This window comes from Ferdinandcohnia sp. FSL W7-1320 (assembly GCF_038050315.1).
GTDB classification, from domain to species: Bacteria; Bacillota; Bacilli; order Bacillales; family Bacillaceae_L; genus Ferdinandcohnia; species Ferdinandcohnia aciditolerans.
On record NZ_JBBPAM010000001.1, the window covers coordinates 5,014,343 to 5,029,308 of the forward strand.

Consider the following 14,966-nt stretch of genomic DNA (forward strand, 5'->3'; position numbering starts at 1 on the left):
AAAACAAAAACGGCGAATCCCCAAATTGGATTCAGCCGTTTTTTTTATTTTCCACAGCATTTTTTATATTTTTTTCCGCTGCCGCATATGCATGGGTCGTTTCTGCCTATTTTATTTTCGTTTATAACTGGAGTTATTTGAAGCGCTGGACCTTCTTTTTCCATTTCATTTTTCTTCCACTCGAGTAGGTCTGGGTGCTTTTCGCCAAGGATCGTGTAAAAGCTGTAGGCGACGTGCTCAATTTCCACTAGTGAAAAATCATATTCATACTCCATATGGGCGTTCATTTCAGGAAGTCCCTCTTTTGAAAAATGGAAGCTAAGCGCCTCAATAATGGGTTCTTGTACATCCAATTCATCTGTTTCATGATAGGCCTTTTTTAATTCCTGAAGTGCAAGGTCGGTTTTGATATTTCCTAAGATCGAGGCTGCATATATGACAGACTCTGGCTTTCTTACATAAGGAGCAACCGCTTTTACTACTTGATCTGAATCAAATTGGATTAACGCTGCATTCACTTCCTCCAATAAGGCGTCATCATCTCTCATTAAGAAACTTGAAAAAAGTGGGATGTGTTTTTCTAGTTTTAGCAATCCAGCCATATAGACATTCATAATCCCATTTTCAGAAAACCACTCTTCGTTGGTTTCCTCTGCAAGAACACCGTCAATCTCTTCCTCCGTTATCCAACCCTTTTCTACAATACACTTAGATATCTTTTTCGCGATTGGGTAATAGTCATACCCTGGGGAAAGAGATCGTTCAATTTTATTCAATACCTCACCGTACATGGAATATACGTCTTCTTCCTCGCCATGTTCGATAACCTCATGAATTTCCCAGATTTGTTTTGGTATATATTTTTCAAGTTGCTTTTTATACTTTAAAGCAAGTGGAGTATCAATATTATTTATTAACCCCAAAGCAAGATGACGGTCATTCTGCTTCATGGTTGGAATATTGTCGATTATTATAGCCAGTGCTTCTTCATTGATTTTTTGTTTATCTAGGTACATTAATATGTCAGCTTGCTTCGCTTCATTTCTGAATGCTTCCTTCAGTAACTCAACTGTCCACTCTTCAGGAACACCTGGGTATTCATGTAGCGCATGCAAAACTGTTCTTTGAATCAAAATATCATCCGAAAGTAGATGTGGCTTTATTTTTTCTAAAAATGTCATAACAATCTATCCTTTCTTGGGACACAGGGACAGGTCCCTCGTCCCACCATATTACCATATAAAAGTGGATTGTCCCAAAAAGGGCCGTTCCAAATGTGGAACAGCCCGGGTTAATGTATTTTATTCGAATAAAGGACTTACGGCTTTTTCGTTGTGTATACGTTCGACAGCATCTACTAACAGTGGTGCTACTGAAATTGTTGTGATTTTGTCGATCTGTTTTTCTTCAGGCAGTTGGATGGTATTTGTGATTACCAGTTCCTGAATTGGTGATGATTCTATTCTTTCAATCGCTGGGCCAGATAGGACTGGATGCGTACAGCATGCATATACTTCTTTTGCCCCCATTTCCTTTAATGCTTTCGCAGCTAAGGTAATGGTTCCAGCTGTGTCAATCAAGTCGTCAATGATGATTGCATTTTTACCTTCAATGTTACCAACGATATTCATCACCTGTGCCACGTTTGGTTTCGGACGACGTTTATCAATAAATGCGATAGGTGCATTTAGTCGGCTCGCAAGTTTTCTAGCACGAACAACTCCACCTTGGTCTGGCGCAACTACGACAACATCCTCAAGCCCTTTTTCACCGAAATACTTCGCTAAAAGGGGTACTCCAAGTAATTGATCAACAGGAATATCGAAAAATCCTTGGATTTGTGGTGCGTGTAGGTCCATCGTTACAACCCTAGTTGCTCCCGCTTTTTCCAGTAAATTTGCTACAAGCTTAGCAGTGATTGGTTCACGTGAGCGCGCTTTACGGTCTTGTCTCGCGTATCCATAGTATGGGATTACAACATTGATGTTCTTTGCTGAAGCGCGTTTTAACGCATCAATCATAATTAATAATTCCATAATATGTTCATTTGCTGGCTGTGAAGTTGACTGTACTAAATAAACCTCACTTCCACGAACACTTTCTTCTATGTTTATTTGGATTTCTCCGTCGCTAAAACGTGTAACTGAACACTTTCCTAATTCGCACCCTAGTAACGTCGCCATTTCCTCTGCAAGTTTAGGATTCGAATTTAAAGTAAACATTTTAAAACACTGATTTAATTGGTAAGCCACTGTTAGTCCCCCATGCAAAAAATATTCTATATATAATATAACCTAAATTCGCATGCTTACATAGGGTCGAATCACAAATTTCGACAAAAAACTAAAAATGGTTGGACAAATTCCGTGTCCAACCCATTTTTCACCAGGGACAAGGGACCTGTCCCTGTGACCCTAAAACACAATTGTCTTGTTGTTATCCACGATAATTCGGTCTTCCAGATGCCATTTTACCCCACGTGCGAGCACGCTTCGTTCCACGCTTTGTCCGATTTTTTTCAGTCTTGCTACATCGTCACGATGGTCAACACGAGCAGTATCCTGTTCAATAATCGGGCCTTCGTCTAAATCATTTGTTACATAATGGGAGGTTGCACCGATTAATTTTACCCCACGAGTATATGCACGCTCATACGGTCTAGCCCCGACAAACGCTGGTAGGAACGAGTGATGAATGTTAATGATTTGGTTTGGATACTCAGCCACAAAGTCAGGTGTTAACACCTGCATGTAACGAGCCAATACGATCAAATCAATATCATACTCTTTTAAAATTTGCAGTTGCTGCTCTTCCACCTGTTTACGGATGTCCTTGTTTGCCGGTATGTAAATAAACGGAATGCCAAGATTTTCAACAACAGGTCTTGCGTCCTCATGATTACTCACGACGAGCGCAATGTCTGTCATCAAGTCTCCGCTTTGCCATTCCCATAAAAGTTCATGCAAACAGTGAAGCTGCTTTGAAACAAAAATCGCTGTTCTTTTCACATTTTGAACGTCAATTAGCTTCCACTTCATTGAAAACTTGTCCACAATCTCTAAAAATGCGGACTCCATCTCAGGCTTTTTCTCCGTTAAAGATGGGCAGTCAAACTCGATTCGAAGATAAAATGTACCCTCTTCATGGTGGGTTGAATACTGGCTTGATTCAATAATATTCGCGTCAAACGAATATAAAAATTGAGAAATCGCCATCACAATTCCAGGCTGGTCAGGACAACTCACCAACAACCTTCCACGATTCTCATTCTTACGCTGAAACTCTTCCCTATTAAAAAACATATCCATAACCTCACATTTGGGACGGAGGGACAGGACCCTCGTCCCACCAATTTTTTCCTGGGACAGTGAACCTGTCCCTGTTTCCCATATTGGGATAAGCGGATCTATTTACGGCCAATTTTCTCTGGGACACTGTACCTGTCCCTGTGTCCCACCTGGCTTGTGTCGCGCTTATTCGTTTGCTAATTTTGAGATGAGTAGGGCGACTAGTGCACTCCTTACCGGCATTTGCGAGATAAGGAGGTGCTCGTTTGATGCATGTGCACCATCACCTACTGGTCCTAGACCATCTAAGGTTGGGGCAAATTGTGATGCAAAACTGCCGTCACTACCTCCACCACTTGCTTGTTCTTCTAGTTCGAAGCCAAGATGTTCCTTCGCTATATCTTTTGCTGTTTCGAACATTTTACTGATTTCCGGCGTTTTTTCCATCACTGGACGGTTGATTCCACCAGTTACCTCTACCGTTAAACCTTCTTTGGTTGGCTTTATACCTTGAATTAATGGAATAACGCGTTCAAATTCTGCGTTATTTTTCACACGTAAGTCCAATTCTGCTTCTGCTTCTGCAGCGACTACGTTTGAAGCACTTCCACCTTTTACAAGCCCGATATTGAGTGTTGTTCCTTTTTCAAAATCCGTTAGTCCGTGTAAATATATGGTTTGTCGGGCTAACTCCTCAATTGCACTAATTCCTTTTTCAGGCTCAATGCCTGAATGTGCTGCGCGACCCTGTACTTTTATTGTAAACATGCCGACGCCCTTACGAGATGTTTTGAGTTTCCCTTGAGTCGAGGCTGCCGCGGATTCTAGAACAAGCACATATTTGCTCTTTTTCGCCTCTGCTTCAATTAAGTCACGCGATGACTCGCTACCAATTTCCTCATCCGACGTAAACAACATGACAACCTTCGTTTTCAAAGGAACATTAAGTGCTTTAAGCGCATTTACCGCAAATAATCCTTGCACAATGCCACCTTTCATATCAAATGAGCCTGGCCCAAAAAGCATGTCTCCGTCAATCCGGAATGGGAGTTCTTCAAGTGTTCCCTTTGGCCAAACTGTATCCATATGAGCCAAAATCAAAATTTGCTCATCTCCCTTACCGAATTCACAGCGGAAATGATCCCCAAAATGCTCATTATCAAACTTTTGGATTGAGCCACCCACATACTTTTTATAGAGCTGCTGAACCTGCTCACCGACTTGGTCAACCGCCTCTTTATCATGAGATGGAGATTCTATCTCGACTAACCCCTTTAGAACCTCCACCATCTCAGACTCTTTCTCCTTTAAATACGCCACAACCTGTTGTTCCATCACAATTCATGCCACCTTCATACGTGGGACCAGGGTTTTTTGCTTCCCTGAGTCAGAGGGACAGGTCCCTCGTCCCACCATTTTTTTCCTGGGACAAGGGACCTGTCCCCGTGTCCCAAACCCATTTCCCGTTTATTATTACAATATTACAACAACTGAGCCCACGCTACTAGTTTTAAGAGCATGGGCTTGAAATTTTTTTATTGGCCTGCAGGCATTCTTTTTAGAAAGTGTTCTAAGAATCTTGGTGCGTCAACCTCTGTACAGACATTGATTTTAGGCTCTTCTTCTTCTGAAAGTGGCACCGTTCTGCCGTCTTCTTCTCCTTCAGTAATGACGCCAACTCCTATGTAATTTGTTTTCACTAAACTCGGGTCAATAGCCACACCGACTGCCAACGGGTCATGGAGACCACACCCGCCAATTCCAGGATTAGCACATTCATAAAAATCATGATAAAAGCTGACCATATTCGCAAAAAACTCCCCGACTTCGGAGCCAGCATTTCGCCACGCATCCACATTTTGTCTTGGCAACAAGGTTTGCATCGTCACGTCTAATCCGACTAAGGTGATCGGTAATCCTGATGCGAACACGACTTCCGCAGCTTCAGGATCTGTAAAAATATTCGCCTCTGCATATGGGTTTACGTTCCCTGGTACAAAAACTGCTCCGCCCATAATCACCACGTCGGAGACCAGCTCCACAATCTCCGGTGCCTTTTGAACCGCTAAGGCCAGGTTTGTCAACGGCCCAACGGCAATAATTGTTACTTCATGAGGTAGCTTTTTGACCTGTTCAATGATGTAATCTACCGCATACTCTGATTTCGCTGATGTTTGAGGTTCAAAATCCAATACATTCCCTAATCCATCTTCCCCATGCACATGTTTCGCAAAGCCTTCACGCGGATTTCGATTTAGGGGCTTGTCCGCACCCGCAAATACCGGGATGTTTCTACCTAGCTTTTCTAAAACAGCCAATGTGTTTCTGGTTGCCTCATCAACTGCGACATTTCCATAGCATGTCGTTAACCCAATAATATCAAGCTCCGGCGAGTTCACTGCATACGCAATCGCCATTGCATCATCAATCCCCGTATCTACATCAAAAATAACCTTCTTCATCATTTACCTCCCTGGGACAGAGGGACAGGTCGTGTGACCCACTACTGGCCATTGTCACCTGTCCCTAGTAATTTGTTTGTTTCTTCTAGTGTTGGCATTGAGGCTTGAGCGCCTTTTTTGGTGACGGTTAGGGCACCAACTGCATTTGCAAATTCCGTTGCTTCTTGCAGACTTTTGCCGCCAGCAAGCGCTGTGGCAAGTGCGCCAGCGAATGCATCACCAGCTGCTGTTGTATCAACCGCATCCACAGCGTGAGGTTTGACAGCAAACGTGTCTTCTTCCCTAGACACAACAACGCCTTTTCCGCCAAGCTTAGCAAAAACAGTCCCAACACCTCTATCCAATAGCCAACTGCTAGCTTTTTTAGCGGATTCCACATCCGTAATTTTCGTATCCGCTACAACTCCTAGCTCGCTCTCATTCGGAACAAGGTAGGTCACTTTTTTTAATAGCTCATCGGGAAGCTTTCGTGCAGGTGCAGGGTCGAGCATAACTGGGACATTATATGTATGCGCGATATTCGCAACTTCGATGACCGTTTCCAAAGGAATCTCCAACTGTATCATCACAAGCTTCGCCTTACGGATGACCTCTTCGTATTTAGACACATATTCTGGTGTCACATGGTCGTTGGCGCCTGGTGAAACAACGATACTATTTTCTCCTTCGGCATTTACACTGATCACCGCAACGCCGGAAGAAACGCCGCTTATCTTTTCAATATTTGACGTGTCCACCCCGACTTCATTCAATCCTTCTAAAAGCTGCTTACCAAAAAGATCGTCCCCGACACAGCCCAACATTGCGACCGATGCCCCTAATTTCGCAGCTGCATACGCTTGGTTACCACCTTTCCCACCGTTTCCTGTAAAAAAGCCATGACCGAGTACCGTCTCACCCCATTCTGGTCGCTCCTTCACATTCACCACCATATCCACATTCAAACTACCCACCACAACAACATCCGCACTCATTTAATATCCTCCCATGGGACAGAGGGACAGGTCCCTCGTCCCACCATTTTTTTCCTGGGACAAGGGACCTGTCCCCGCGTCCCATATTTGATATAGATTATTATAGTCAATGTAACGGGTACTGGCAAAAGTGAGTTTAATTTTTTGAGTCTGGCTTTTTTCTCTTAAATCTCTACTAATCTATAAGGAAGAGCTTACATATTATTATTACTTTTTTGTACCTTTTTGAACATTTTCGACATAATTCGTACAAGACAGACAATATTTTTTCAAAAAATGAAACCTTTTCTTTCTATAAAACGTCTAATAAAATATGCAGTTTTTGATTATCCTAATCTAAAAAAAGGTGTTGATTGAAATGAGTCGTGTTGACCGACATTCGAAACAAAAGCCGAAACGGAAATGGCCAAAGGTTATTGGAACAATTGCTCTTGTTTTATTGTTAGCCGTCGGTGGTTATGCCGTTTATTTATATCAATCTGTTGCGAGTACTGTAGGAAAAATGCATGAGGAACGGGGCCCTTCAGATAAACGAACAAATCAAATCGATATTAATAAAAAGGATCCGATTTCCATTCTGCTCATGGGTGTTGATGAACGCTCGGGTGACAAGGGTCGTACTGATACGTTAATAGTTGTTAGTGTTAATCCTAAAACGAATTCCATGCAGATGTTGAGCATTCCACGTGATACACGTGTTGAAATTGTCGGCAGAGGAACTCAAGATAAAATCAACCATGCTTACGCATTTGGTGGCGTCGATATGACAATTGATTCCGTCGAGAACTTCCTAGATGTACCGATTGACTACTATGTAAAGGTAAATATGGAAGGATTACAGCAAATCGTTGACGCGCTTGGCGGAATCCAGGTGAACAGCTCATTCGCGTTCTCTTATGAGGGTGCTTCATTCTCAGAAGGAACACAAACTCTAAATGGGGAAGAAGCCCTTAAATATTCAAGAATGCGCTATGACGATCCTCGTGGTGACTTCGGACGACAAGATCGCCAAAAGCAGGTCATCCAAGGGATTATCAACAAAGGAGCCAGCTTCTCCTCCGTTACAAAAATTGATGATATTCTCGGAGCACTTGGCAATAACGTCAAGACCGATATTTCCTTCGATGAAATGAAAACTATTCAGGCGAACTACAAGGATGCACGTCAAAACGTTGAACAATTCAGCATCGATGGTGTCGGCAAAACCCTAGACGCATGGTACTGGATCGTCTCTGAAGACGAGCGCCAAGCAGTCTCTTCCCGCTTGAAAAAACACTTAGAAATTGAATAGGTAGATATGCCAAGGGGTTCAGTGGGACACAGGGACAGGTCCCTTGTCCCACCACATCTTGGAATTAGAAGTTGTAAACAACCGGTTATAATACCGGTTGTTTTTTTATGCCTTACATGTTTTCCTCCTTTTTCCACATACTAATGGAACAGACTCATTGTTTCAAAGGAGGGTCCTAATGATGAAATTCAAATTTTTACTTTGTATAGCATTATTATTTCTTTCGGTATCGCCTGCTTCTGCTGCGGAGAAGAAGTCACCTTTTTTTGGTGTGAGCGCTACGGTCGTACAGGTCGAGGAAGGTACTTTTGAGGTAAAAACGAAGGGCGCTGAGGAAAACGAAGGATTTGTTTTTTCACCTAGAGGGGTAAAAGGTGGAGAAACAATTATATTTGAGGTGCAGGTGAAGGGAGAGGCCGCCGTTTACTTACTTGTGGATGAGACTGATGCAAGAGGAACTTTTTTAGCTGAGACGGTATCGCCGGTGATTGGCTTGCATGATCCGTGGCGGACGGTTCAGCTTGAGGTCGAGCTTCAGGATACCACCTCCCAGATTGACGCGATGGTACTCACGAACAAACAAGAAAAAACCAAATTCATGTTTCGTAATGTAAAAGTAAGTGTTAAAAAATAAAGGATGCCAACACAGGCATCCTTTTTCTGAGATAAAAACTGGTCACCAACACTCTCAGAAAAAAAGACTTGGGATTCTCTCCCAAGTCCTACTCTACTTTTTTCGATATTTCATCTAGCTTCGCTTCCATTCGTTTAACCCGCTTTGAGAACCGTACCACATAAACGAGTACCACTATTATGCTAATTGGAACGAGAAGTGCAAATAATTGAAAAAGAATGTCACCGATATTTACCACTACTGAAGTTCCTCTCTTCCCTTTTTTCTATAATATACCATTTCGCTGGTGGAGGAGTCCATCAGCCTTCTGGGACAAGGAACCTGTCCCTGTGTCCCAAGGTTCAGCTGGGACCCAAAGTGGAGGTTACAGCGGCGGCTGGAACCCTGGCACATGAAATTGCCCTAAGGGTCCTTCCCCCAGCACTATTTGTCCCAGGCTTGGATGAGTTCGTTTAGTTCGCCGGCGTTTTCTTCGAGTTGTTTGGCGCTTTTGGCGACTTCTTCCATGGAGCTACTGGATTGCTGGGCGGTTGCGGATACTTGTTCAACGCCAGCAGCTGATTCTTCAGCGACAGCCGCAATTCCTTCGATGGCACCGCTAATCTCTCTTGTATCGTCAAGTACCCCGTATAACGAGCTTGACATTGCTTCTATTTGTGTACCGATTTCTTCAATTGTTCGTTTCAATTCATTAAAGGTTTTTCCGGTCGTTTGAATTTGGTTGGTGCCTTCTTCAACGGATTGATAGCCGTCATCTAAGGATTGAACGACCTGCTTTGATTCTGTTTGGATACCTTTTACAATCTCTGTGATCTCTGCGACCGATTTACCAACCTGTTCTGCAAGCTTTCGAACCTCATCGGCAACAACCGCAAATCCTCTTCCGTGTTCTCCTGCGCGGGCTGCCTCGATTGCTGCGTTTAATGCTAAAAGATTCGTTTGCCCCGCGATCTCCTGAATAACTTTAACAAGCTTCGTAATCTCGTTTGTTTTATGGTCCAGACCAACAACAAGCGCGTGTGACTGTTTCATTTTTTCATAGATGCTCGACATTTGTTGAATCGATGTTTCCATATATGAACTGCCGTCGTTTGTCATGGCAAGCATGCCTTGTGATTGTTCCTTAATACTATCGCCCTTAACCGCTACATGCATGATTTCGTCCGAGAACGTGGACATTTTTTCAATTAATGTGGTAGCAGACGTCGCCTGGTCTTCTGCACCGCGTGAAAGTTCCTCCATTGTGACTGCTATCTGCTGACTGCCCGCCATAACCTCATCCGCATACTGGGTCAATTCTTCACTTTGACCAGTGACACTGTCGGAGACGACAACCATTTTCTTAAACATGCCTTTTAAATTTTCATTCATCTCATTAACCGCCAAAACAAGCTGACCAATTTCATCTTTGAGCTTCGTTTTAATTGGTTCCGATTGAAGATTGCCATTGGAAATCGCCTTCATTCGACTTGCGACACTTTTTACCGGTCTAGCAATCACCACAGAGGTATAAATCGAAATCACAATTCCTAAAATAATCACAGCAGCTGTGACCAGAAGTCCTACGAAGTTCACTGATTGACCATATTTCACAACGTCCGTACCCGTTGAGACAATCTGTCTTTCTCGATCATCCGTGAGCTTTTTAACTTGTTCCATCAATTCATTTGACTTCGGTTGGATATACGTCTTCAAATTATGCATCGCAAGCTCAGTATCCCCGCTATCATAAGGGGCAAAAACTTTTTCCTTCATCAATTCACGCCAATTTTTCATTTCCCTTATAAGCTCTTCAACCTCTTTTACCTTCATTGCATTTAATTTTCGATCCGTTAAATCAAATTCTACCGAGTAAACATCATACTCATTTCTATAGGTATCATCCCCATACAGTACATACGCCCTCGCAAGCGCAATACTCTGGGCAATATTGTATTTCAAACTATCATATTCTAGTAAAACTGAGAGTTCCTCCGACACAACATCGTCCGTTTTCTGATTCATATTGGACACCGCTATGTAATTATAGGTCGCTAAGCCTATACAAAGGATGATAATGGCAAAAAAACTAACAAATAACCTTGTTCGAATACTTTTCATCTATGGTACCTCTTCCTCGTAGAATAGTAGAAATTCAGGCAAAAAAATAAGACCAATCACTAAAAGAATGGCCCAACAAGCGTACATTATTGGCAGCCAGGCGATCATGGTACAGTGTACGGTAGACCCTAGGCTTTGCGTCCAATCCTTTCGGAGAGTTTGCCCTATTCTGATATACGTTTTCTTCTATTAGTATATAAGTTTTTCTACTCTTCAACAATAGACCACATCATAATTCCCATTACTTTTTCACTACTAATTCTAGCAACAATTTCATAAAATCTTCCTTATTCGCCGGTAGAACCTCAGGTAACTCCACATTCACCTTCATCATCATCGAATCCCTCCATTTTTCTGGGACAAGGGACCTGTCCCTGTGTCCCATCTTCTAGTAATCTAGTATTGCCGGATTTTTGATAGATATACATGTTTGGGAGAGAAATTTTGATAGATTTGAGTAAGGGGAGATAAAAAAGGAAGAAACGAAAAAAGCCAGCCCGGGGGCTGACTTTTTAGTTACGAGCGGAAGCAAGTGCCTGCTCGATCACGCGCATATTTTTCAACGTTTCATCGAGGTTGTACATCGGTTGTTTATTAGAAAGAACACTTTCTGCAAAATGCTCCACCTGAAGCTTATACTGGTCACCTTGTACCGTTTCTTCACGTTGGCCTCCTTCGTTGTTCACCACAAGCACACCGTTTCCACCTTCATTGTCAGGACGGAATGCATGCTTCACTACGATCGAACCTTTCGTGCCGACCACTTCATACTGCTCCTTAAATGATTGCTCAAAGCTAACATCAAAGTTCGCAATTACGCCACTTTCAAACTTCAGCGTACCTGCTGCCGTAATGTCGACGTCATGTGCCGGGTGAATGTTTGCAGCTGCCTTCACTTCAACTGGCTCTTCACCCGTAATCAAACGACTTGCATGGATGCAATAGCAACCCACATCATATAACACGCCGCCACCAAGATCCTTTTGCATCTTAATGCTTCCAGAATTCAAATCATGGAGGAAGGAGAATGTTGAGCGAATTAACTTCACATCACCAATTTCGCCTGTTGCGATCATTTCTTTCACACGGTTATGCTGTGGATGGAACTGATACATGAACGCTTCCATGAAAATCACATTGTTTTCTTTAAAAGCTGCCGCCATCTCTTCCACGTCTTGTGAGGTCAATGCTGCTGGCTTTTCACAAAGCACATGTTTTCCGTGCTTCGCAGCTTCAATCGCCCATTGTTTATGTAGTTGATTTGGAAGCGGAATGTACACCGCATCAATTTCAGGGTCATTCAATAAATCGGTGTATGATTCATAATGCTTTGGAATGCCAAGGTCAACAGCAAAGTCTTTCGCCTTCCCGCTTTCACTCGCAACAGCCACAACCTCTGCATTATGTGCACGCTCCATCGCTGGAATCACTGTATTTCTCGCAATTTTCGCGGTTGATAAAACACCAAAACGAACCTTTGTCATCTGAGTTCCTCCTAAATTATTGAATCAAATGCGCCTTGGCGTATTTGCGCCCGATTTTTTTCGAGCTTTCTCGAAAAAAGTCCACTGAAAAATCGTGGCATCCGCCGGAGGCATAACTTTATTCAGCCAAGGGTTATACTCCTTAAATTGTAAACTCTTTTACCATTGTCTTACTAATATAAGTAGTGGACTTCTAAGCAATAAAGTTACTAAACAATTACATATTCTCATATTTTAGGAGATTACGAAAGGTTTTATCTTGAAACAAAAAAAGCCAGAGTTCATCCTCTGACTTCATCCTTAAAGTTCATATCGAATTATGCAGACTGGCAATCTTTTAATTTACCAATTAGATCCTGCATAACCTCTTCAGTTGTGATAGAAGATGTTTCTTCTACTTTTTTCTGAATGTCTACCATTATTTTTAAAAGTTGTTCAGAACTCATACTTTTTACCTACCATTTTCATTTTCCAATTAAAATCCATTTTACACTATTCAGCAAACTTTGCAAAGGAAAATTGTGACAAAATTTTAACAAAAAAACCCTAACGATTTGTCAGGGATCAAAACTTACTTATTGTATTGGAGGAGGTCCGTCACCCATATGAACTCCATCCGCAAAAACTGATAATAACACTTCGCCATTTTCGTGAACAAACGGAACAGCGACCATTGTGTAGACTTTCCCCTCAGAGTTAGGCATTTTTATTGCCATAATCTGATTAGCCCCGACAAACTGGTATCCGTTACTCTTTTTATCTGCTTTCACCACTTTAAATTCATTCGATTTCAATATGCTCGCAACCGCCTTGTTACGCTCTGCTCCTTGCAAATAGTCGCCACATCCGCAATCATCCCCATGAGCAAATGCAGTATTTCCAGGTAGTACAAGCATTAACAACACAAGCACGATTCCCAAAACTTTGACAAAATTCCTCATTTCAAACCCTCCCTTTAGTAGCTACATTCTACAGATTACACAGAAATCGACAAATTCCTTTATTTTCTGTAAAAATGGTACTAAGGTCGGATGCACACTTCTTTTAACCCCAAAAAAACAACCCATCAAATGGATTGTCACGGTTTTAATCGAATAAAAATTCATCATCTAGATCAGGGCCATTGATCATTTCATCGTATTTCTCAAGCTCTTCCTGAAGGACTTTTTCGAGTTCTCTAAATTTTGTCGAGATGCTGCTTGGCGACACATCAAATTCTTCCGCAAGTTCCTCATGCGTAGAAAGACCTTCATACGGATAGATCATTTCAAGCATATAGACCAAAGCTGCCTCATAAATGCCTGTTTTAATAATCCTTGGGTTTTTGCGTTCGCAGTATTTATGCCATAGTGAAAGACCAATTCCTACGATTTCCTCGTCATAATCGTACTCTTTCATCCGAATCTGAAACATTTCGGCGACCTCTCGCTGTTTGGAGGTCTGCCAGTGGTAATCATCCGCCGTTACTTTCGCCTTTCCGAACATAAAAACCATGAATACATCGATAAATTCATTGGACATAAACTCAACTGGACTGGTCTCACTGCTTTTTTCAAAGAGTTCAAGAATCATGTTTCGCATATCGCCCGCATATTCCGTTGGCAATTCAAGAAATGTCGGGAAAAAGATTGAATTCGCACCTGCAGGCAACAACGTTCCGAACACAAAATAGCCTGCCTCCACATCTGTTTCCATCTCATAAATTCGCACTTGATGCTGCTCACCCGTAAAAATATCCTGAACCTTCATATACGTTCTTTGCTCATCAAGCTCTGTCACGGTATATGCAGACGGTCTTGCAGCCTTCCATCTCTGTAAAAGGTCGCGTGTTCGTGGGCGGCTATATTTTGGACCGTAAATATCAACATACTCTTCCAAAATCGTTTTTCCATCAGTCGGAATCGAACTAATGATCCAAACGCGCGAAAAGAATGAAAATAAATCATAGACATCATCTGGAAGCTCATCAAAAATATCACTATACTGATCCAGAACGTCATCAAAAAACTCTTCATACAAATGGATGGCGTACTGGAACATATCATGTTGGACATCGTTCAGTTCATTTTCAACGACTTGATCAATGGAAACAACCGTAGACCGTCCGCAGCATCTTTTATACTTTTTTCCACTCCCGCACGTGCACTGGTCATTCCGTCCCGCTACCTTCATGAAATTCATTCACCCTTCTCTGTTATCCTATGACACTATCATATCACATCTTCTGGATATATCAGTGGGTGTTGTGGCCAATTGGCGATAAATTCATTCTATTGTTAATATTTCTTATCTTACCTGTGAAAATCAGCATTATTATACTTGCTATCGGCAAAGGTAGATGATTGTTTTTATTAAAATAAAGACAATCTAATAACTTGAACAAAGATTTACGGCTAATATTTAAATTTTATGGCCAATAAATGACGTTTTCGGCCGATAATCGAAAAATATGGCTGATAAACAGAATTTATGGACGATAGCGCTTGCCTCAAATTTTGCGAGGTAAATGCATTGTCGATTTACATATAAGGAGGAGAATAAAATGCGTAACTATAGGGTGTTTTACGGAATAGAACCTCCAAATATTTGGAGGTTCTAATTTTATAATATCAACTTCAACACAACCATTAAAATAAAGACAATCTAATAACTGGAACAAAGATTTACGGCTAATAATTAAATTTTATGGCCAATAAATGATTTTTTCGGCCGATAATCGAAAATTATGGCTGAT

Annotated in this window: 14 protein-coding genes and 1 riboswitch; of the genes, 2 read left to right on the forward strand and 12 right to left on the reverse strand. The window is 41.9% G+C overall.

Annotation, left to right across the window (positions count from 1 at the left end; all coding sequences use genetic code 11):
- Positions 1–44: 44 nt before the first annotated feature.
- The 6 genes from NST91_RS24035 to rbsK form a co-directional block, all read right to left on the reverse strand.
- On the reverse strand, positions 45–1,181 hold the full coding sequence (locus NST91_RS24035) for an SEC-C metal-binding domain-containing protein (RefSeq protein WP_341333170.1): 1,137 nt from the start codon (positions 1,179–1,181) through the stop codon (positions 45–47).
- Positions 1,182–1,301: 120 nt separating this feature from the next.
- On the reverse strand, positions 1,302–2,252 hold the full coding sequence (locus NST91_RS24040; protein WP_341333171.1) for a ribose-phosphate diphosphokinase: 951 nt from the start codon (positions 2,250–2,252) through the stop codon (positions 1,302–1,304).
- A gap of 162 nt (positions 2,253–2,414) precedes the next feature.
- Positions 2,415–3,302, reverse strand: a complete 888-nt coding sequence (gene purU, locus NST91_RS24045) for a formyltetrahydrofolate deformylase (RefSeq protein WP_121449185.1) — start codon at positions 3,300–3,302, stop codon at positions 2,415–2,417.
- 171 nt (positions 3,303–3,473) lie between these two features.
- Positions 3,474–4,622 (reverse strand): M20 family metallopeptidase, encoded by a 1,149-nt coding sequence (locus tag NST91_RS24050; RefSeq protein ID WP_341333599.1) that lies wholly within the window; start codon positions 4,620–4,622, stop codon positions 3,474–3,476.
- Positions 4,623–4,822: 200 nt separating this feature from the next.
- Positions 4,823–5,749 (reverse strand): nucleoside hydrolase, encoded by a 927-nt coding sequence (locus tag NST91_RS24055; RefSeq protein ID WP_341333172.1) that lies wholly within the window; start codon positions 5,747–5,749, stop codon positions 4,823–4,825.
- A gap of 41 nt (positions 5,750–5,790) precedes the next feature.
- Entirely contained in the window at positions 5,791–6,723 is a 933-nt protein-coding gene (rbsK, locus tag NST91_RS24060) for a ribokinase (RefSeq protein WP_341333173.1), read from the reverse strand.
- Between the two features lie 358 nt (positions 6,724–7,081).
- Between rbsK and tagU the strand changes: the two genes are divergently transcribed.
- Both tagU and NST91_RS24070 read left to right on the forward strand, forming a co-directional pair.
- On the forward strand, positions 7,082–8,014 hold the full coding sequence (gene tagU / locus NST91_RS24065; protein WP_341333174.1) for a polyisoprenyl-teichoic acid--peptidoglycan teichoic acid transferase TagU: 933 nt from the start codon (positions 7,082–7,084) through the stop codon (positions 8,012–8,014).
- Between the two features lie 178 nt (positions 8,015–8,192).
- Positions 8,193–8,648, forward strand: a complete 456-nt coding sequence (locus NST91_RS24070; RefSeq protein WP_341333175.1) for a hypothetical protein — start codon at positions 8,193–8,195, stop codon at positions 8,646–8,648.
- Between the two features lie 88 nt (positions 8,649–8,736).
- Here the strand turns inward: NST91_RS24070 and NST91_RS24075 are convergent, their stop codons facing one another.
- The 6 genes from NST91_RS24075 to NST91_RS24100 all read right to left on the reverse strand — a co-directional run bounded on the left by NST91_RS24075 (position 8,737) and on the right by NST91_RS24100 (position 14,413).
- Complete coding sequence (locus NST91_RS24075) at positions 8,737–8,886, reverse strand: hypothetical protein (RefSeq protein ID WP_341333176.1); 150 nt, start codon at positions 8,884–8,886, stop codon at positions 8,737–8,739.
- A gap of 185 nt (positions 8,887–9,071) precedes the next feature.
- Positions 9,072–10,748 (reverse strand): methyl-accepting chemotaxis protein, encoded by a 1,677-nt coding sequence (locus NST91_RS24080; RefSeq protein ID WP_341333177.1) that lies wholly within the window; start codon positions 10,746–10,748, stop codon positions 9,072–9,074.
- Positions 10,749–10,836: 88 nt separating this feature from the next.
- A riboswitch (cyclic di-GMP riboswitch) is annotated at positions 10,837–10,922 on the reverse strand.
- Between the two features lie 338 nt (positions 10,923–11,260).
- Positions 11,261–12,232: a Gfo/Idh/MocA family protein gene (locus NST91_RS24085; protein ID WP_341333178.1), complete on the reverse strand. Its 972-nt coding sequence runs from the start codon at positions 12,230–12,232 to the stop codon at positions 11,261–11,263.
- A 317-nt stretch (positions 12,233–12,549) separates the two neighbouring features.
- On the reverse strand, positions 12,550–12,678 hold the full coding sequence (locus tag NST91_RS24090) for a YwzD family small protein (RefSeq protein WP_341333179.1): 129 nt from the start codon (positions 12,676–12,678) through the stop codon (positions 12,550–12,552).
- A gap of 129 nt (positions 12,679–12,807) precedes the next feature.
- A complete protein-coding gene (locus tag NST91_RS24095) occupies positions 12,808–13,173 on the reverse strand; it encodes a hypothetical protein (protein WP_341333180.1) in 366 nt (121 codons plus the stop codon).
- A gap of 145 nt (positions 13,174–13,318) precedes the next feature.
- A complete protein-coding gene (locus NST91_RS24100; protein ID WP_341333181.1) occupies positions 13,319–14,413 on the reverse strand; it encodes a YecA family protein in 1,095 nt (364 codons plus the stop codon).
- Positions 14,414–14,966 lie beyond the last annotated feature (553 nt).